General features: G+C 68.3%; 13 protein-coding genes. 9 read left to right on the top strand and 4 right to left on the bottom strand.

All coding sequences use genetic code 11. From position 1 onward, the window contains the following. The first annotated feature begins 186 nt into the window (after positions 1-186). The 4 genes from ON04_RS14120 to ON04_RS14105 all read left to right on the top strand — a co-directional run bounded on the left by ON04_RS14120 (position 187) and on the right by ON04_RS14105 (position 4,480). Complete coding sequence (locus ON04_RS14120; protein ID WP_050815374.1) at positions 187-672, top strand: MarR family winged helix-turn-helix transcriptional regulator; 486 nt, start codon at positions 187-189, stop codon at positions 670-672. Next, entirely contained in the window at positions 669-2,087 is a 1,419-nt protein-coding gene (locus ON04_RS14115) for an MFS transporter (protein WP_010542284.1), read from the top strand. The genes ON04_RS14120 and ON04_RS14115 overlap by 4 nt, the downstream gene beginning before the upstream one ends. 169 nt (positions 2,088-2,256) lie before the next feature. Further along, entirely contained in the window at positions 2,257-3,870 is a 1,614-nt protein-coding gene (locus tag ON04_RS14110; RefSeq protein ID WP_010542283.1) for an MFS transporter, read from the top strand. Next, positions 3,863-4,480 (top strand): TetR/AcrR family transcriptional regulator, encoded by a 618-nt coding sequence (locus tag ON04_RS14105; protein WP_010542282.1) that lies wholly within the window; start codon positions 3,863-3,865, stop codon positions 4,478-4,480. The genes ON04_RS14110 and ON04_RS14105 overlap by 8 nt, the downstream gene beginning before the upstream one ends. Positions 4,481-4,524: 44 nt before the next feature. Here ON04_RS14105 and ON04_RS14100 read toward each other — a convergent pair whose 3' ends face one another. After that, positions 4,525-5,880, bottom strand: coding sequence for an alpha/beta hydrolase domain-containing protein (locus tag ON04_RS14100; protein ID WP_010542281.1), 1,356 nt, complete (start codon positions 5,878-5,880; stop codon positions 4,525-4,527). Positions 5,881-6,080: 200 nt separating this feature from the next. Between ON04_RS14100 and ON04_RS14095 the strand changes: the two genes are divergently transcribed. From ON04_RS14095 to ON04_RS14085, 3 genes are read left to right on the top strand one after another with little or no spacing between them, the layout of a single operon-like run. After that, on the top strand, positions 6,081-7,241 hold the full coding sequence (locus tag ON04_RS14095; protein ID WP_010542280.1) for an acyl-CoA dehydrogenase family protein: 1,161 nt from the start codon (positions 6,081-6,083) through the stop codon (positions 7,239-7,241). Positions 7,242-7,289: 48 nt separating this feature from the next. Beyond that, positions 7,290-8,639, top strand: a complete 1,350-nt coding sequence (locus tag ON04_RS14090; protein WP_010542279.1) for an alpha/beta hydrolase fold domain-containing protein — start codon at positions 7,290-7,292, stop codon at positions 8,637-8,639. Positions 8,640-8,649: 10 nt separating this feature from the next. After that, the gene (locus ON04_RS14085) at positions 8,650-9,297 is read left to right on the top strand and encodes a TetR/AcrR family transcriptional regulator (protein ID WP_010542278.1); all 648 of its coding nucleotides are present in this window, start codon (positions 8,650-8,652) and stop codon (positions 9,295-9,297) included. Positions 9,298-9,349: 52 nt separating this feature from the next. On the opposite strand, the gene ON04_RS14080 is transcribed toward ON04_RS14085, so the two are convergent. Continuing rightward, on the bottom strand, positions 9,350-11,557 hold the full coding sequence (locus tag ON04_RS14080) for a 3-hydroxyacyl-CoA dehydrogenase NAD-binding domain-containing protein (RefSeq protein WP_010542277.1): 2,208 nt from the start codon (positions 11,555-11,557) through the stop codon (positions 9,350-9,352). Positions 11,558-11,602: 45 nt separating this feature from the next. Further along, positions 11,603-12,814, bottom strand: a complete 1,212-nt coding sequence (locus tag ON04_RS14075) for an acetyl-CoA C-acetyltransferase (protein WP_010542276.1) — start codon at positions 12,812-12,814, stop codon at positions 11,603-11,605. 136 nt (positions 12,815-12,950) lie between these two features. Between ON04_RS14075 and ON04_RS14070 the strand changes: the two genes are divergently transcribed. After that, positions 12,951-13,835, top strand: a complete 885-nt coding sequence (locus tag ON04_RS14070) for an enoyl-CoA hydratase-related protein (protein WP_029458486.1) — start codon at positions 12,951-12,953, stop codon at positions 13,833-13,835. A 72-nt stretch (positions 13,836-13,907) separates the two neighbouring features. Further along, complete coding sequence (locus ON04_RS14065; protein WP_010542274.1) at positions 13,908-14,597, top strand: TetR/AcrR family transcriptional regulator; 690 nt, start codon at positions 13,908-13,910, stop codon at positions 14,595-14,597. A gap of 64 nt (positions 14,598-14,661) precedes the next feature. Here ON04_RS14065 and ON04_RS14060 read toward each other — a convergent pair whose 3' ends face one another. Continuing rightward, the gene (locus ON04_RS14060) at positions 14,662-16,542 is read right to left on the bottom strand and encodes an AMP-binding protein (protein ID WP_010542273.1); all 1,881 of its coding nucleotides are present in this window, start codon (positions 16,540-16,542) and stop codon (positions 14,662-14,664) included. Positions 16,543-16,571 lie beyond the last annotated feature (29 nt).

The following is a 16,571-nucleotide window of genomic DNA, read 5'->3' as shown; positions in this document are numbered from 1 at the left end:
TGTCCATCGACATGACACGACTCGAGCAGGATGCGCTGCAGGTCTGACCGCAGAACGCCTCCCAGGCCTGCGGGGCCGCTGAGCAGCTGGGCGCCCGAGAGGTTCGAACCGGCGATCAGGGGTCGTCCCCGCCAGCCAGGACAATCCCGCAAGCAAATTGCGCAATCTGGTTGTATGATCGGCGGAGTGACCAACCCCGTTCCCACGTCCACGCACGCAGCTGCACCCGAGCCCACAGCACTGGCCGCCGACCTGCGCGAAGCCCTGCGGCCACTGTGGCGCCGCTTCAACGAGCACCGGACGCTCTCCCTCGGGAAGGTGGGAATCCTCGCTCACCTCGAGCAGGACGGGGCTCTGGCCGTCACGGATCTGGCAACCCTCGAGCGAATTAGCCACCAGGCCGTGGCCAACGCGGTCCGCGAACTGGAAGAACTCAGCCTGGTCTCGCGCAGCCCCGACTCCGCCGACCGCCGCCGGACACTGGTCACCATCACCGACCCGGGCCGTGAACGACTGCACACCGAACGCGCCGCCGGCCAGGACTGGCTGGTAAATGCCGTGACCGAGCACCTCGACGCGGGCGAACGCGCTGCACTCGCCGAGGCAATCCCGCTCCTGCGCAGACTGCACACCGAGGAGACGCGCGGGCCACACAGCGAGGGGACGACGTGACCTCCACCGACCGTCGGCCCGCACCCCGCTGGTTCATCCAGGCGCTCATTTATGCCGCGCTGACCAGCTCGCTCGTCAGCTCACTCGGCATGCTGCTGGTCCCATCGGTGGCTACGGAATTCGGGGTCACGGTGAGCACCGCGCAGTGGATGCTCACCATCAACCTGCTGGTCGGCGCCGTGGCCACGCCCATCATGGGTCGGCTGGCCGACGGCCCCCACACTCGAAAACTGCTCCTGACCAGCCTTAGCGTGATCTTTGTCGGCTCCGTTGTCGCCACCATCGCGCCCAACTTCACCGTGTTCCTCATCGGCCGCGGACTCCAGGGATTGCTTTACGGGACGGTGCCCGTGACCATCGCACTCGCGCGACGGCACCTGACCTACGTCGAATCCCAGCCCGCCATATCCACTCTCTCGGTGACCGTGTCCGTGGGGATGGGCATCGGATACCCGCTCACCGGAATCCTGGCCGCGACATTCGACCTCCGCGCGGCATTCGCGTTCGCGGCCATCTTCGTAGCCTCCGCGGCCGCCGGAATCTGGCAATTCGTGCCCGGCGGGCCCGACCCGCTGGCCCCACGAACGCCGTTCGACCTGCCAGGGGCGGCCCTTCTCGGTGGTGGCCTGGCCGCCCTGCTCCTGTGGATTTCGGAAGCGCAGAATTGGGGCTGGGGGTCTCGGCCGGCGATCGTGACCGTGGTCGTTGCCGTCGTCGCTCTCACCACCTGGGGAATGCACAGCGTCCGGACACGGCACCCGCTGGTCAACCTGCGGGTGGTCCGCCGACCCGAGGTTCTGCTGGCCAACGCCACCGCGATCGGCCTGGGCGTCGCCATGTATATCGGCCTGTCCATCGCGAGCCTCGTGGCGCAGGCCCCCGCCGACACCGGGTTCGGGCTGGCCGTACCGCTGATGTGGGCGGGCTTCATGATGGCGCCGCTCTCGGTGGGCAGCCTGCTCGCCAATCGTGTGGTGCGCACACTGTCACGCCGGTACGACATCGCCGTGTTCCTGCCCGTCGGCGCCACGGTCATGACCCTCGCCTCGGTGCTGCTGTGGCTGCGCCACAGCGACTTCTCGACGCTGGCCATCGGCATGTTCCTCTTCGGCCTCGGAATCGGCTCCGGGTACGCCGCCATGCCCGCGCTCATCGCCCGAAGTGTGGCGGTGGATCAACTCGGCAGCGCCGTCAGCTTCAACCAGGTCCTGCGCACGGTCGGCGGCGCGGTGGGCGCAGCATTGTCGGGAGCCGTCCTCGCCGCACACCCGTCGGGCTCGACCTACTCCACCGACGCGGGCATCACCATGGCGTTCGGCGTCGGTGTGGTGTGCTGTTCGGCCGTCATGCTTGCGTTGGTGGTGCATTCCGTCCTCGGTCAACGACGAACTGCGCCAATTAACCCAACGGACTGAGCGTCGGTCGACATCGCGGTGCAGCTGCGCCAGGAAGCTCGGCCATCTGTCCGGTAGCAACTTGGCCAGATGGCCAACTTCATGCCAGGATTGGCTCCGCCGCGGTGCGGGCCACCCCGGTGAGACTGCGTACGCACCTCGCAGCCCGACAGTGCCCAGAGAGAAATCCGTGTCCGCAAGACGTCGCTGGTCGGCACTGCTCGTCCTCGTTCTCACCGTGCTGCTCATCTCGATCGACATGTCCGTGCTCGGCATCGCCGTGCCGGCGCTGTCCGCCGATCTGCAGCCGTCATCCAACCAGCTGCTCTGGATCATCGATCTTTACTCATTCCTGCTCGCCGGCCTACTGATCTTCACGGGTTCACTCGGTGACCGGATCGGTCGCAAGCGGATCCTCATGATCGGCGCCCCCCTGTTCGGTGCCGCCTCTCTCGTGGCCGCCTTCGCCTCCAGCCCGGAGATGTTGATCGTCGGCCGGGCCCTGCTCGGGATCGGCGGCGCCACCCTCATGCCCTCCACCCTCGGCTTGATCCGCGCGATATTCCCGGACCGCACTGAGCGCCGCAGTGCAATCGCGGTGTGGGCCACCGCGTTCTCGGGGGGCGCAGCCCTCGGCCCCGTTGTCGGCGGCTTACTGCTGGAGCATTTCTGGTGGGGCTCGGCGTTTCTCCTGAACGTGCCGGTGATCGTACTGTTCCTCCTCACGGCCCCGTTCCTCCTACCCGAGGCGAAGGACCCGAACCCGGGCCCGTTCGACCCGACCTCCGTGATCCTCTCGATCGTGGGCATGATCTCCCTGGTCTACGCCGTGAAGACCGGCGTCAAGGGAGTCGACGCGACGATGCTCGTCGCCCTGGCCCTCGGTATCGCCGCATCGACCTGGTTCGTCACCCGTCAGCGCCGCCGCGAGAACCCCATGATCGACCTCTCGCTTTTCGGCAACTTCGCCTTCGCATCAGCTGTCTCGATCAACGTCATCTCCGTGTTCGCGTTCATGGGGCTGATGTTCTTCCTCCCGCAGTACCTCATGCTCGTGCGCGGCATGGGCCCGGCCGAGGCTGGCCTGTGGATGCTCCCGCTCGCGGCGGCCGCCGTCGTCGGCACCCTGCTGGCCCCGGCCCTGGCGCGGCTGGTCTCAGTGCAGGCCGTGATCATGACAGGCCTGTCCCTCGTGATCATCGGGTTCGCCATCGGCACCCGGCTCGACACCGCCGAGACGATGGTCCTGTTCACGCTGCTGTCGGCCCTGTTCGGAATCGGCGTGGGCCTGGCCGAGACCCTCACAAACGACGTGATCCTCACGGCCGCCCCGAGCGAGCGCGCCAGCGCCGCCGCCGCGATCTCCGAGACCGGGTACGAGTTCGGCGGCGCGATGGGCACCGCCGTGCTCGGTACCGCCGGGATGGCCGTGTACTCAAGGCAGGTGATCGCGACCGACTCCCTGCCCGGCATGAACCCCGGCTCCGCGGACGCCGCGTCCCAGACCCTGGCCGGCGCCCACGAAGTCGCTAAGACACTGCCCGACGGCGGCGCCCGGCTACTCGAGATCGCCGACTCCGCCTTCCTGGCCGGTATGGACCTCGTGGCCGCGATCGGCATCGGCGCAGCGGCGATCACGTTGGCACTGGCCTGGCGTGGCCTGCGCTCAGAGGCGGGGCCGGCCCGCTCCGCAGCCACGCGAGACCTGACCACGGCAGTCCCCGGGGCCAGACCCGGGGAGGTCACGGACGCGCGGTCCGCCGGGATTCCGGGCACCGCCGACGGAGCGATGACCCGTGGCTGAGACGCGCCGCGTCCATGTACCGGTCGATCAGCGCCGCAGGGAGCTCACCGAGTCCGCAGTGACGATCATGGCGCGTGACGGAGCATGGGCACTCACCACGCGGGCCCTGGCGAGGGAGGCGGGGGTGCCTCACGGGTCCGTGCATTACGCCTTCTCCTCGAAGGACGAGCTGATGCGCTCGGTACTGCGCGTGGACCTGACCCACCTGTCCGACCTGGCACAGACCCAGTTCGAACGGTCGATACACGGGCCCGACGACGTGACCGCCGCCGTGGCCGAACTCTTTGCGACCTACGCGGATTCCGTCCTGGCAGATCCCGACAGGGAGCTCGCCTACTTCGAGCTCTCGCTCATGGCGGCCCGCGACGCGGAGCTGCGCGAGCTCTCGGTGCAGTCTCACCAGGAGTACCGCCGGATCATGATGACGATGCTCAGCGGATTAGCCGAGCGAGCGGGCCTGCAATGGGAGACCGACGTCGTACTGGTGGCCGAACAGGCGATGACCCTGATGTTCGGGGCTGCACTGAGCTGGCTCGAGGAGCGCGACGACGCCCTGTTCCGAGCAGTGCTCGACGACGCCGCCGGCATGGTGGGCCGCCGACTCGCCTGAACCGCAGCGTGCCGGACGCGACGGGGCCCGCGACGGCACCCCCCTCACCAGGTGATTCGTTCCGGGCGTGCGTCGGCGAGAATCTCGGCGCGGTCGTCGGCCAGCAGAAAGCCCTCGGCGATGAGCCGGTCGGTGGCTTCTTTGTAGGCCCGTAGGTAGTCCTCGCGACCCGACCAGCGCTCGCGCAGCTGCTCCTCAGAGACCTCCTCGGTGCGACCGAGGAGCATGCAGAATGGCGCGGAGTGCGGGTACGGGGCACCAGCCAATGTCTCGACGGGCGCCTCCACAGCCGGCGTCCGCACGCCTCCGCGGCCGATGACCAGGTCGCCGGTGATCACCTCGCCGTCGTCGTCGATTTCTATCGGTCGCGCGGCCGGCGGTCGTGCCCCGCCGGCCACCCACCTGAGTAGGTGCCGTAGCCCGGCCCGGACGACGAAGACCTGCTGGCCACTGTTGATGGCGCCGCCGCAGTCGACCAGACCTGCGAGTTCGCCCAGCTGATAAGTGTCGGCGTGCGCCTGGCCGGCGACCTCCCAGGTGACGAGGGCAGCCGAGTCAGGCTGACGCGAGCGGGCCGAATCGAGAAGTCCACCCAGATCGCCTTCGGCCTGGACCACGAGCACGGGCGTGGTGAGGTCGTCGCGCAGGAGCAGGGTCGAGGACGAGACCGCGGAGGTGATGCTCGCCGCCCGTCCGCGGTCGTCGAACGGCAGGGCACCGCCACCGCGGCTGTGCAGCAGAAAGCCGTCGAACACCCCGGCCAACGGGTGCACGCCGTCGATGTATGAGGTCAGAGCGATCGCGGACTGCGACTCCCCGATCGCGATCACAGTGTCCGGCGCAAGCCCCGCCAGTGGGCCGTCCTCGTGGGCGCCCCGGCAGGAGCGGCCGAGCTGCGTGACGATGTCGTAGGCGTAGGCGTCACCGGGGTGATGGAGGTCGCCGTAGCGCTCCCGGCGTTGTTCGCGCAGGCCGATGGTCTGGCCGCCCATCCCGATGGCCGCGTCGCCGCCCTCCACGGCGATGAACTGCGCCGATACACCGATCCACGCATGGCCTGCTCGAAGGATCTCGTCGGCGAGGTAGGTGTACTCCGGTGCGGCGTCCTGGCCCCCGCTGACGTTGAGCCACTCCACCAGCACCACGCCACTGAAGCTCTCCGCCTCGGGGCGGCGGACCACCACGCGGGTGGAGAACGGTGCGGAGTCTGCCTCGGCCAAAGTGATCCGACCGTCGGCGGGCAGCTCACCGACCGAGTACGACACCGCCTCACCCGACGCGGCCCACTCCGACTCCGTGTACCCCGCCGCGGCGAGGTCCGGGCCCGGACGGGCGGCCATGGGCGGGACGATCCGCCCCTCGGTGAGTTCGGTGAACGTTGGCGTGTGTTCTGGCTGCATGGCCCCGATCCTCCCCGAACCCGCGCCTCCAGCGGACCCCTCCCCCAAAGTCGAGCTATCGTGCGCGATCCCCAGCGCGAATCTGAGCGGGCCGAAAATGAGCTACATAGTGGCGCCCACCACACGGATCCGAGGCGCCGCCGCTACACTGACATCACCCGATGTCACTATGGGCGGCACACGCCCCGGGAGGACCCGGAATGCGCACACTATTCGCAGATCACAACGCGCCGTGGATGACCGAGGAGCGTCTGATGCTCCGCGACCACGCCTTCGAGTTCGCGATGCGCGAGATCGCTCCGCACCAGGAACGCTGGGCGGAGAACAAGCAGGTCGACCGCGAACTGTGGAACGCCGCGGGCGCCGCCGGACTACTGTGCGCGGACATCCCCGAGGAGTACGGAGGCGGCGGCGGGACGTTCAGTCACGAGGCCGTGGTGCAGCACGCTTTCACGCTGGCCGGGGACAACGCGTTCGGCTACAGCGTGGGCTCCACGATCGTGCCCCACTACCTGCTCCAGTTCGGCACCGAGGAGCAGAAGAAGCACTACCTGCCGAAGCTGGCCTCCGGTGAGATGGTGGGCGCGATCGCCATGACAGAGCCGTCCACCGGTTCCGACCTCCAGTCGATCCGCACCACCGCCCAGCGTGAGGGCGACGAGTACGTGATCAACGGCTCCAAGACCTTCATCACCAATGGCTCGCACTGCGACCTGCTCCTGCTGGTCTGCAAGACCGACCCGTCCGCCAAGGGCAAGGGCATCTCCATCCTGGTCCTGGACACCCGCGACCTCGCCGGCTTCGACCGGGGCCGCGTCCTGAACAAGCTGGGCATGCACGGCCAGGACACCCGCAAGCTGTTCTTTGACGACTGCCGGGTCCCCGTCTCCGCGCTGCTGGGTGAGCAGGAAAACCAGGGTTTCGTGCAGCTCATGCAGCAGCTGGGTCGCGAGCGACTCATCATCGGCTGCACCGCGGCCGCCGCCGCGGAGTTCGCGGTCCTCGAGGCCATCGACTACACCCGCGAGCGCAACGCGTTCGGCCGGCCCGTCGCCGACTTCCAGAACACCCGCCACGTCCTGGCCCAGAACAAGGCCGATGCCTACGCCGGTCGCGCCATGTGCGACGCGGCCATGGTGATGGCGGACGAGGGGCGACTGGACCCCACCACGGCATCGATGGTCAAGCTGTGGACCACCGAGATGCAGTGCCGAGTCGTGGACCAGTGCCTGCAGCTCTTCGGCGGGTACGGCTACATGATGGAGTACCCCATCGCCCGTGCCTACGCGGCCGCTCGCGTGCAGAAGATCTACGGCGGCACCAACGAGATCATGAAGGAACTCATCGGCCGCACGCTCTGATAGGTCGAAGCGACGATCCAGAACAGACGGTACGGCGAAAGGGCTGCCATGGCGCGACACGATGTCCGGTTCTCGGTTGAGCGATCGTTCGACGGCGACGCCGCTGAACTCCTCGAGCGGGAAGCCCGGGCGCAGCGGTGGCCCGAGTGGGCGGGACCGCTCTTCGGACGGTTCCGCCCCGCGCCGGCGGATACAGAACCGGCGACCTCAGAGATCGTGGCGTCGGACGGCAACGAAGTCGGGGCTGTCCGTGAGCTCACCCTGGGTCCACTGACTCTGCGCGAACAGACCGAGGAGTACTTCCCGGGATCACACCACGTGTACTCCATGGAGCCGCTGTGGCCCATGCGGGACTATCTCGCCCGCGTCGAGGTGGTCCCGTCACCCGCCGGCGGCGGCATCCTGCGCTGGTCGGCCGTGTTCACCGTCCCCCACCCGGCGCTCGGGGTACCGGTCCGAACGCTCATGCGCACCACGATCGACGTCATCGCACGTCTCCTCGTGGCCTCGGCGAGGACGCGGGACCGGCCCTCTCGGCGGTCACGGGCTCTGACCGCGGCCACCCAGCGCGCGATTCGGCCCGCCCTCGAACACACGCCGGTCACCCCGGGGGCTCTCCGTACCGTGCGGACGATGTCCGATGCGGTGGGCGCGGCAGTGCTACGCCCGCTGAGCCGCCCCGTCGCCCTGCCGGGCGGCGGTGCGCGGTTCGGGGCTGACTCCGCAGCCGGCCACGTGCTCTTCATCCACGGTGGCGGGTTCCTCGCCGGCTCCGATCGGACCCACGGGCGGGCGGCGTCGGTGCTGGCGATGTTGGCAGATGCCCAGGTATGTCTCCCGCGGTACCGGCTCGCGCCCGAGCACCCCTTCCCTGCAGCGGTCGATGATGTCGTCGCAGCGTATCGGCGGATGGTCGAGTCCGCCCGCGGTGGGCCCATCGACGTGGTCGCAGACTCCGCGGGAGCCTGGCTGCTACTCACCGCCGTCGAGGCGGCGGTGAACGAGGGCGCGCCCGCACCGCGCCGGACCGTACTGCTGAGCCCGTGGCTCGATCTCGATGCGCGCCCACCTGCCGACGACGACCCGTTGATGCCCGACGCGGTGGCCACGACGAGCCGGGACCTCTTCCTCGGCGAGCTCGGCGGCGCGGTGACCAGGAGTGCGCCGCTCCCCCCACCGGACACCGAGACCATCGTGTTGATCGGCGGCCGGGACTTCACCCGACACATGGTCGACGGGTACGCCGAGCGGGTCCGCGCCGCCGGGCACAGTCTGAGCGTTCACCGTTGGCCGGGGCAGATGCACTGCTTCCAGCTCCTCGACGGGATCGTCCCCGAGGCTCGTGAAGCCCTGCGAACGGCTGGAGACTTCCTCCTGCACGGGCGTACCGGGCGATAAGCTCGGCGGAATGGACCCGGACTACCAGCGCGCCCCCAGACTGCGGCCGGAGGACCGCCGCGAGCAGATTCTCGGCTGCGCGATCCGGCTGTTCGGCGAGCGCCCCTACTCCGAGGTCTCCGTGGGTGAGATCGCCGACGCCGCCGGGGTACGGCGGCCTCTGGTCAACCATTACTTCGGCGGTAAACGCCCGCTGTACATCGAGGTCATCCGGCGCTTTTTGTTCGTCCCCGAGTTCGATTCGGCGGCGCTCGAGGGCTACACGTCGGTCCCGGAGCGGATCGACGCCGTGGTGAGCCAGTGGCTCCACCAGGCGGAGCGGCACCGCGGCCTGTGGCTGCGGGTCGTCGTGGGCGAGGACGTGGCCGGGATGGGCGATGTCCGCGACGTGCTCCGCGAGGCCGACGAGGTGGCCGCGACCAGGCTCATCAAAGCAGTAGCCCCAGACCTGGACTCCTCGAGTTCCTCGACACTGCACGCCATGACCGTCGCCTTTGGTGCCATGTTCAAAAGCGGCAGCCGCCAATGGCTCGTGGACGGGACCCTCGACCGCGATCAGCTCCGCGCGCTGCTGGTCGCCACCATGTCGACCATCCTGTCGCTCGTCGACAGTGACTACCGCGCAGCGACAGAGGCCGGGCCCTCTTCGACGAGATGACCCGGCCCCTCGGGCCGCCAACCGATTTTCTGCGGTGGGCGGCTTCTGGCATCTAGCTGCTCACGAGCTGGTGGTCCCCGCTGGCTAGCGACTCGGCGTACGTCACGACGGTGCCGCCGCGGCCGGCCAGCTCGACCAACTCGGTCGGGGGCAAGAAGCGCTCCCCGAACCGCTCGGCGAGTTCACGGGCGCGGTCCACGAAGGCGGACAGTCCGCCGGGGTAGCCGTCGATGAACTGCAGGACTCCACCCGTCCACGCCGGGAATCCGATACCGAGGATCGACCCCACGTTCGCATCGGCGACCGACCGCAGCACCCCCTCGGTGAGGCAGTTGAACGAGTCCATGGCCTCGGCGAAGAGCATCCGGTCCTGCAGATCCTCCAGCGGCAGCTCCGTGGAGTTGCCGAAGTGCTCGGCCAGGCCTGGCCATAGACCGTCGCGGGCCCCGTCGCTATAGACGTAGAAACCCGCTCCGGTGGAGCGTCCCTTGCGATCGAAGTCGTCGATCATCGAATCCACGACCTGCTCGGCGGGATGGGTCACCCAGCTCCCGCCGTCACGGATGACTCCGGCCTTGGTCTCCTCACGAATCTTCCGCGGAAGCGTCAGCGTGAGCTCGTCCATCAGCGCCAGCGGACCGGCCGGGTACCCGGCCTGCAGCGCTGCCTGCTCGACCGTCGACGCCGGAACGCCTTCCCCGACCATGGCCACCGCCTCGTCGAGGAATCGACCGATCACCCGGCTGGTGAAGAACCCACGGGAATCCTGCACCACGATCGGCACCTTGCGGATCTGCAGCGCCAGGTCGATCGCGCGCGCGATGGTCTCCTGGGAGGTGGCCTCGCCCACCACGATCTCCAGCAGTTGCATCTTGTCGACGGGCGAGAAGAAGTGCAGACCGATGAAGTCCGCGGGGCGCGTCACGCCCTCGGCAAGTTGGGTGATGGGCAGGGTGGAGGTGTTGGTACCCAGGAGCGCATCGGGGTTGACATGCGGCTCCCGGCCGGCGAAGACCGACTTCTTCAACTCGGGGTCCTCGAACACGGCCTCGATGACCGCGTCGCAGCCCGCGAGGTCCGAATCCTCGGTGGTCGGGGTGATGCGCGCGAGGATCTCGTCGCGCTGCTCCGGCGTCCGCTTTCCGCGCTCGACCGCCTTGTCCAGAATCTTCTGCGAGTAGGCCTTACCCTTCTCAGCGTTCTCCAGCGACATGTCCTTGAGCAGGACCTGAGCACCGGACACCGCAGCGCAGTAGGCGATCCCGGCGCCCATCATGCCGGCGCCCACGACGGCGACCTTCTGGGCCGTGAACCGCTCCACCCCTTCAGGTCGCGCACCGCCCTTGGACACGTGATTCATGTCGAAGAACAGTGCCTTGATCATGTTGGTCGAGATCTGACCGCACGCGAGGTCGACCAGATAGCGGGACTCGATCCGTAGGGCGGAGTCGAGGTCGACCTGACTGCCCTCGACCGCGGCCGAGATGATGCTTCGCGGCGCCGGTGCCGGTGAGCCGTTAGTCTGCTTGCGGATGGTCGCCGGGAGCGCCGGAAGCACCGCGGCCAAGCCCGGGGAGGCGGGCGTCCCGCCGGGGATGCGGAACCCCTTGGTGTCCCACGGCTGCACTGCCTCCGGGTTGGCGTCGATCCACTCCCTCGCCGCGGTGAGGGCGCTCTCGACGTCGGGGACGACGTTGTCCACCAGGCCCGTCTTCAGCGACTTGGCAGGGGCGAACTTCGCGCCGGTGAGCAGGACCTTCTGCAGGGCGGTATTCAAACCGAGCATGCGGACGGTCCTGGTGAGCCCGCCGCCGCCCGGCAGGAGACCGAGGCCGACCTCGGGCAGCCCCACCGCGACGCCCTTGGCGTCCACCGCGATCCGGTGGTGGCAGGCCAGCGCGATCTCAAGCCCGCCGCCGAGGGCGGCGCCGGCGATGACGGCCACGACGGGCTTGCCGAGCTTCTCCAGCCGACGGAGCTGATCCTTGATGGTGGTGATGAATTCGTCGATGCGGGCACGGTCGTCCGGCCCGGCGTTCATCAGGTCGTCGAGGTTGCCCCCGGCGAAGAACGTGGGCTTGGCCGAGGTGAGGATGACGCCGGTGATCTTCTCGCGCTCGGCTTCGAGCCGATCCACGATCGCACCCATGGATCGGACATAGGCGTCGTTCATAGTGTTAGCGGAGGCGTCGGGATCGTCCATGACCAGGGTGACGATGCCGGATTCCGGGTCGTTCTCCCAGCGGATGGTGTCAGACATGTGGTGGAGCCTTTCGCAGCGTGGGGGGTGTGGAGGTGGGAGAGGTCAGAGACGTTCGACGATGGTGGCGATACCCATGCCGCCGCCCACGCACAGGCTGATCAGGCCGTAGCGACCCCCGGTGCGTTCAAGTTCGTCCACCACGGTGCCGACGAGCATCGCGCCGGTCGCTCCGAGGGGATGCCCCATGGCGATCGCGCCGCCGTTGACGTTGAGCACCTCGTCCCGGATGCCGAGGTCGCGCTGGAAGCGCAGCACGACCGAGGCGAAGGCCTCGTTGATCTCCACCAGGTCCATGTCGTCGATGGTCAGTCCCGCGCGCTTGAGGGCCTTCCGTGCGGCCGGTGCCGGGCCGGTAAGCATGAGGGTGGAGTCCGCGCCAGACACGGCGCCACCGACGATGCGGGCGCGGGGCGTCAGACCGAGGTCCCGGCCCGCGCTCTCGTTGCCGATCAGGACGAGCGCGGCGCCGTCGACGATCCCGGAGGAGTTGCCGGCGTGGTGAACGTGGTCGATGCGCTCGACGCTCGTGTACTTCTGTAGCGCCACGGCGTCGAATCCGGCCTGCTGGCCGAGCGCGGCGAAGGCCGGACGCATCCCGGAGAGGGACTCGACCGTTGTGTCCGGGCGCATGTGCTCGTCATGGTCCAGCACGAGCTGACCGTTCATGTCGTAGACTGCCTCGATGGAGCCGGCGAACCGGCCCTCGTCCCACGCGCGCTTCGCGTTGGCTTGTGAGCGCACCGCGTACCGGTCCACATCCTCGCGGGTGAAGCCCTCGAGAGTGGCGATGAGATCGGCCGAGACGCCCTGCGGGATGAAGTGGGTGGCGTAGTTGGTGTCCGGGTCCATGGCCCAGGCTCCACCGTCGGAGGTGATCGGGACGCGTGACATCGACTCCACGCCACCGGCGATGATCAGGTCGTCCCAGCCGGTCGAGACCTCCTGTGCCGCGGTGTTGACCGCCTCCAACCCGGAGGCGCAGAACCGGTTGAGCTGGACCCCGGCGACGGTGTCCGGTAGTCCCGCACGCAGGGCGGTGGTCTTGGCGATGTCACTACCCTGGTCGCCCACGGGGGTGACGACGCCGAGCACGATGTCGTCGATCCTGTCGGTGTCGAGCTCCGCGTTGCGGCGGCGCAGCGCGTCGACCAGTCCGACGGTCAGCGAGATGGGTTTGATGGTGTGCAGTGAGCCGGTCGCCTTACCCCGGCCGCGCGGGGTTCGGAGAGCGTCATAGACGAAGGCGTCAGCCATGGGGTTAGGACTCCTCGGTGCGGGTGGTGGATCCGTTCAGGTGCGGAAAAGTGAGTACGGCACAACTATTGACACTACGTAAATACCAGAGGATGCTCTAGGTATGAATCCCCCGTCCCAGCCTTCAGGCGAGCGCATGACGATCGCGCCAGAGCAGTTCACCGATATCAGCTACGAGGTCTCCGACGGCATCGCCACGGTCCTTCTCGACCGGCCGGAGGCGCGCAACGGTTACACCATCCGGATGGGCCATGAACTCGGCTCAGCCATGCGGATCGCGGAGGCCGACGAGAACGTACGCGTGGTGATCCTCGGCGCGCGGGGCGACCACTTCTGCGTGGGAGCGGACCTGTCTGCCGGGGGCTTCGAGGCGGCCGAGGACAGCGCCGAGGACGGCGCACCGTCCGTGGACTCGCCCGCCCACCCGGACTTCGTCGAGCCCGCCGGGCGCTGCACCCGGGAGATGGCGGCGATGAACACGCCGATCATCGCGGCTATCCAGGGACGCGCGGTGGGCGCCGGCGGGACCATCATCCTCCCGGCTGACATCCGGATCGCCACGCACGAGACACGTTTCGCCTACCTCTTCGCGCGACGCGGCATCGTCCCAGAGGGGGCGTCTGCCTGGTGGCTACCCAAGGTGGTGGGCCATGCCCGCGCCAGTGAGTGGATGCTCACCGGGCGGAGCGTCTCGGCGCAGGAGGCCCAGCAAGCCGGCCTGATCTCCTCGTTGCATGAGCCGGAAAATCTTCTCGACGCAGCTCGCGCCATCGCCCGCGAGATCATCGAGAACACCGCCCCGGTGGCCGTGGCGGTGACCAAGCGCATGCTCCGCGAGCTCGCACACCAGCCGTCGCCGGCGGCCGCGCACCGGGTCGATTCGGCACTGATCGTCCACGCGCTCACCTCGCCGGACGCGATCGAGGGCGTCATGAGTTTTCTCGAAAAGCGTCCGCCGGCATTTCCCGGTCGGGTTCCGACCGACCTGCCGGAGGGCATCCCCTGGCCGGGGTCGGAGTGAAGACCGCACACCCTCGCGAAGTGGACAGCCCGGGAAGCGACGGCCACGGTCGCGTGCTGACATCATGAGACCATGGATGTAGGCACCGATCGCGGACGACGTTGGAAAGGCAAAGACGCCGACGAGCGTCAAGCCGAGCGTCGTGACAAGTTGCTGGACGCCGGGCTGACCCTGCTCGCCGAGTCGGGACCCGGGGCGGTGACCATGCGAGGGGTGTGTCGCGGAGCAGGTCTGACCGAACGCTACTTCTACGAGAGTTTCCCGTCGAGGGAGGCCATGCTCGTGGATCTGCTCACCAGCGTGGTCGACGATGCCGAGAGAGTGCTGACCGAGGCTGTCGCCTCCGCCGGTGACGACCCCGGCCGGATCATCGCTCTCGCGGCGCAGAACTTCACCCGCTTCGTTGCCGGGGACCAGCGCCGTGGCTCGATCATGTTCGTCCACTCCCTGTCACCTGAGCTGTATCCGGCGGCGCGCGAACACGTCGGCCGCATCACCAGCGTCATGGCCGATGCCAGGGAGATGCTCCTGGCTGTGGCCGGGCAGGACCAGGACAACGCGGGAACCGCTGCCGATACGGGCCCCTCGGGGTCGACCGCGGCGACCGTCGAGCTGGCCCGACGCTGGGATCCACTGGCGTTGTTCGGCGCGACCGCGTTCGTCTACCAGGACTGGCTGGGAGCTCAGCCGCAGGCCGGGGCGGACGATGTGGCCGAGTATGTAGCCGTGCTCGTGTGGCGGTTCCTGCTCTCCGGCGGATGACGTGGGGCCCGGGTCCTCGAATCGAGGACCCGGGCCCGGTATCACGCGCTGTCGCTGCGACCGATCAGACGGCGGCGGACACGCTAGCCGCCGGCTCGAGGAAGTCCTCGTGCTCCGGCTGGTCGTACATCCGGTCGATGGCGTCAGCGTATCGCTCGGCGATCGGCTTGCGCCGGATCTTCATCGTCAGCGTCAGCTCGTCGCCACCGGGCTGCCAGAAGCTGGGCACGATGTAGAAGCGACGGATCTGCTCGACGCGGGCGAGCTCGGCGTTGCCCTCGGCGACGGCCTCGGCGACCTGGCGCCGCACCTCTGGGTGGCTTGCCAGAGCAGCGGCGTCGTAGTCAACCCCGAGCTTGGCTGCCACGGCGGCCATGACCTCCGCATCCAGGGCAACTAGTCCGACGTTGTAGGGCCTGCCGTCGCCCTGGGCCACGACTTCACCGATGAGGTTGGACTTGGATCCGATCGTCTTCTCGATCTTCACCGGCGACATGTTCTTGCCGCTGGCGTTGATGATGAGTTCCTTCTTGCGGTCGATGATCTTGACGAATCCGTCCTCGTCGACCGTCCCGATATCGCCGGTCTTGAGCCAGCCGTCCTCGGTGAAGGCGTCCGCGGTCTTCTGGGGCTCCCCGCGGTACTGCTTCATCAGGATGTCGCCGCGCAGCAGGATCTCGCCGTCGTCGGCCAACGCCAGGTCGACACCCGGAATAGCCTGGCCGACGGTTCCGAGCTTCTCGGGACCCCCGAAACCACACGTGGCGATACAGGTGCACTCGGACTGGCCCCAGATCTCGGAGATCTTCAGGCCCAGACCGGTGAAGAACGCGAGCGTATCGGCGGAGATCGGAGCTGCCCCCGACATGGCCCACCGGGTCTCACCGAATCCGAGCTTCTCGCGGACCGCGGAAAGCACCATGGCGTCCGCCTTGGCGAACTCCTCTTCGAGCTCTGCCGGGACCGTCTCTCCCGCACGCAGCAGCGCAACGCGGCGCGCAGCGACGTCAAACGCCCAGGTCATGGCGCCCTTCTTCTGCTCGTCAGGCTCACGGTCGATGCTCACCTCGACCGCGGCCTTGAGCTTCTCCCAGACGCGGGGCACCGCTCCCCAGATGGTGGGCCGGCAGTCGGGGATGGCCGCCGCGATCTGCGAGGGCTCCGCCACCACGGTGACCTCGAGACCGAAGATCACCAGCCAGTACAGCGCGGTGAGGCGGTCCGCGATATGCGCGGACGGCATAAAGGAGGTGATCCGGTCTCCATCCCGGACACCGAGCACGTCGGCGACCGCCCGGCTCTCTGCGAGCAGTGCCGCGTGTGTGGCCTCGACGCCCTTGGAGGGGCCGGTCGTGCCTGAGGTGTAGATCATGGTGGCCACGTCGTCGGTCGAGACCTCGCGGGAGGCGGCCAGCACGTCGAAGTCGGCGCTGCCGCCTTCGAGGAATGCCGTCAGCGCGGTGGATCCCGCCGGGGCGTCGGATGCGTCGGCGTCGACGACCACGATGTGCCGGGGTGCGACACCGGAGTCGACGATGCGCTGGACGTACTGTGCCTCGCAGAACACCGCGTCGGCGCGGGAGTTGTCCAGCACGTGGTTGATCTCGGCCACCGGGAGGGTGTTGTAGATGGAGAACGCCGTCACCCCGATGTGCTGCGCGGCGATGTCGATCGGGTAGAACTCCACGCGGTTGGACATCATCAGGGCGATGGTGTCGCCTCGGCGCAGGCCCAAGGCGTGCAGCCCGCGGGCGTGCTGCAGGACGCTGTCGTTCAACTGCGAGAAGGTGATGGTGGTGGCTCCGCCCACCGTGCGCAACGCGGTCGCGTCCGGACGGGAGGCGAGCACCTGCTGGAACGCCTCGCCGAGCGTGGTCGCTCCGTCGGAGGCGTGGGGGGTGGCGTTCTCGGGAACAGCCTGGGGGGCGATCGTCAGTTCTGACATTTCGTTTCTCTCCTGGGGGGTTTTCTTGG

The sequence above is a fragment of the Dietzia alimentaria 72 genome, assembly GCF_000226215.1.
GTDB lineage: Bacteria > Actinomycetota > Actinomycetes > Mycobacteriales > Mycobacteriaceae > Dietzia > Dietzia alimentaria.
Note: the sequence above shows the minus strand (reverse complement) of the source record. Positions and strands in the feature narration are given on the sequence as shown.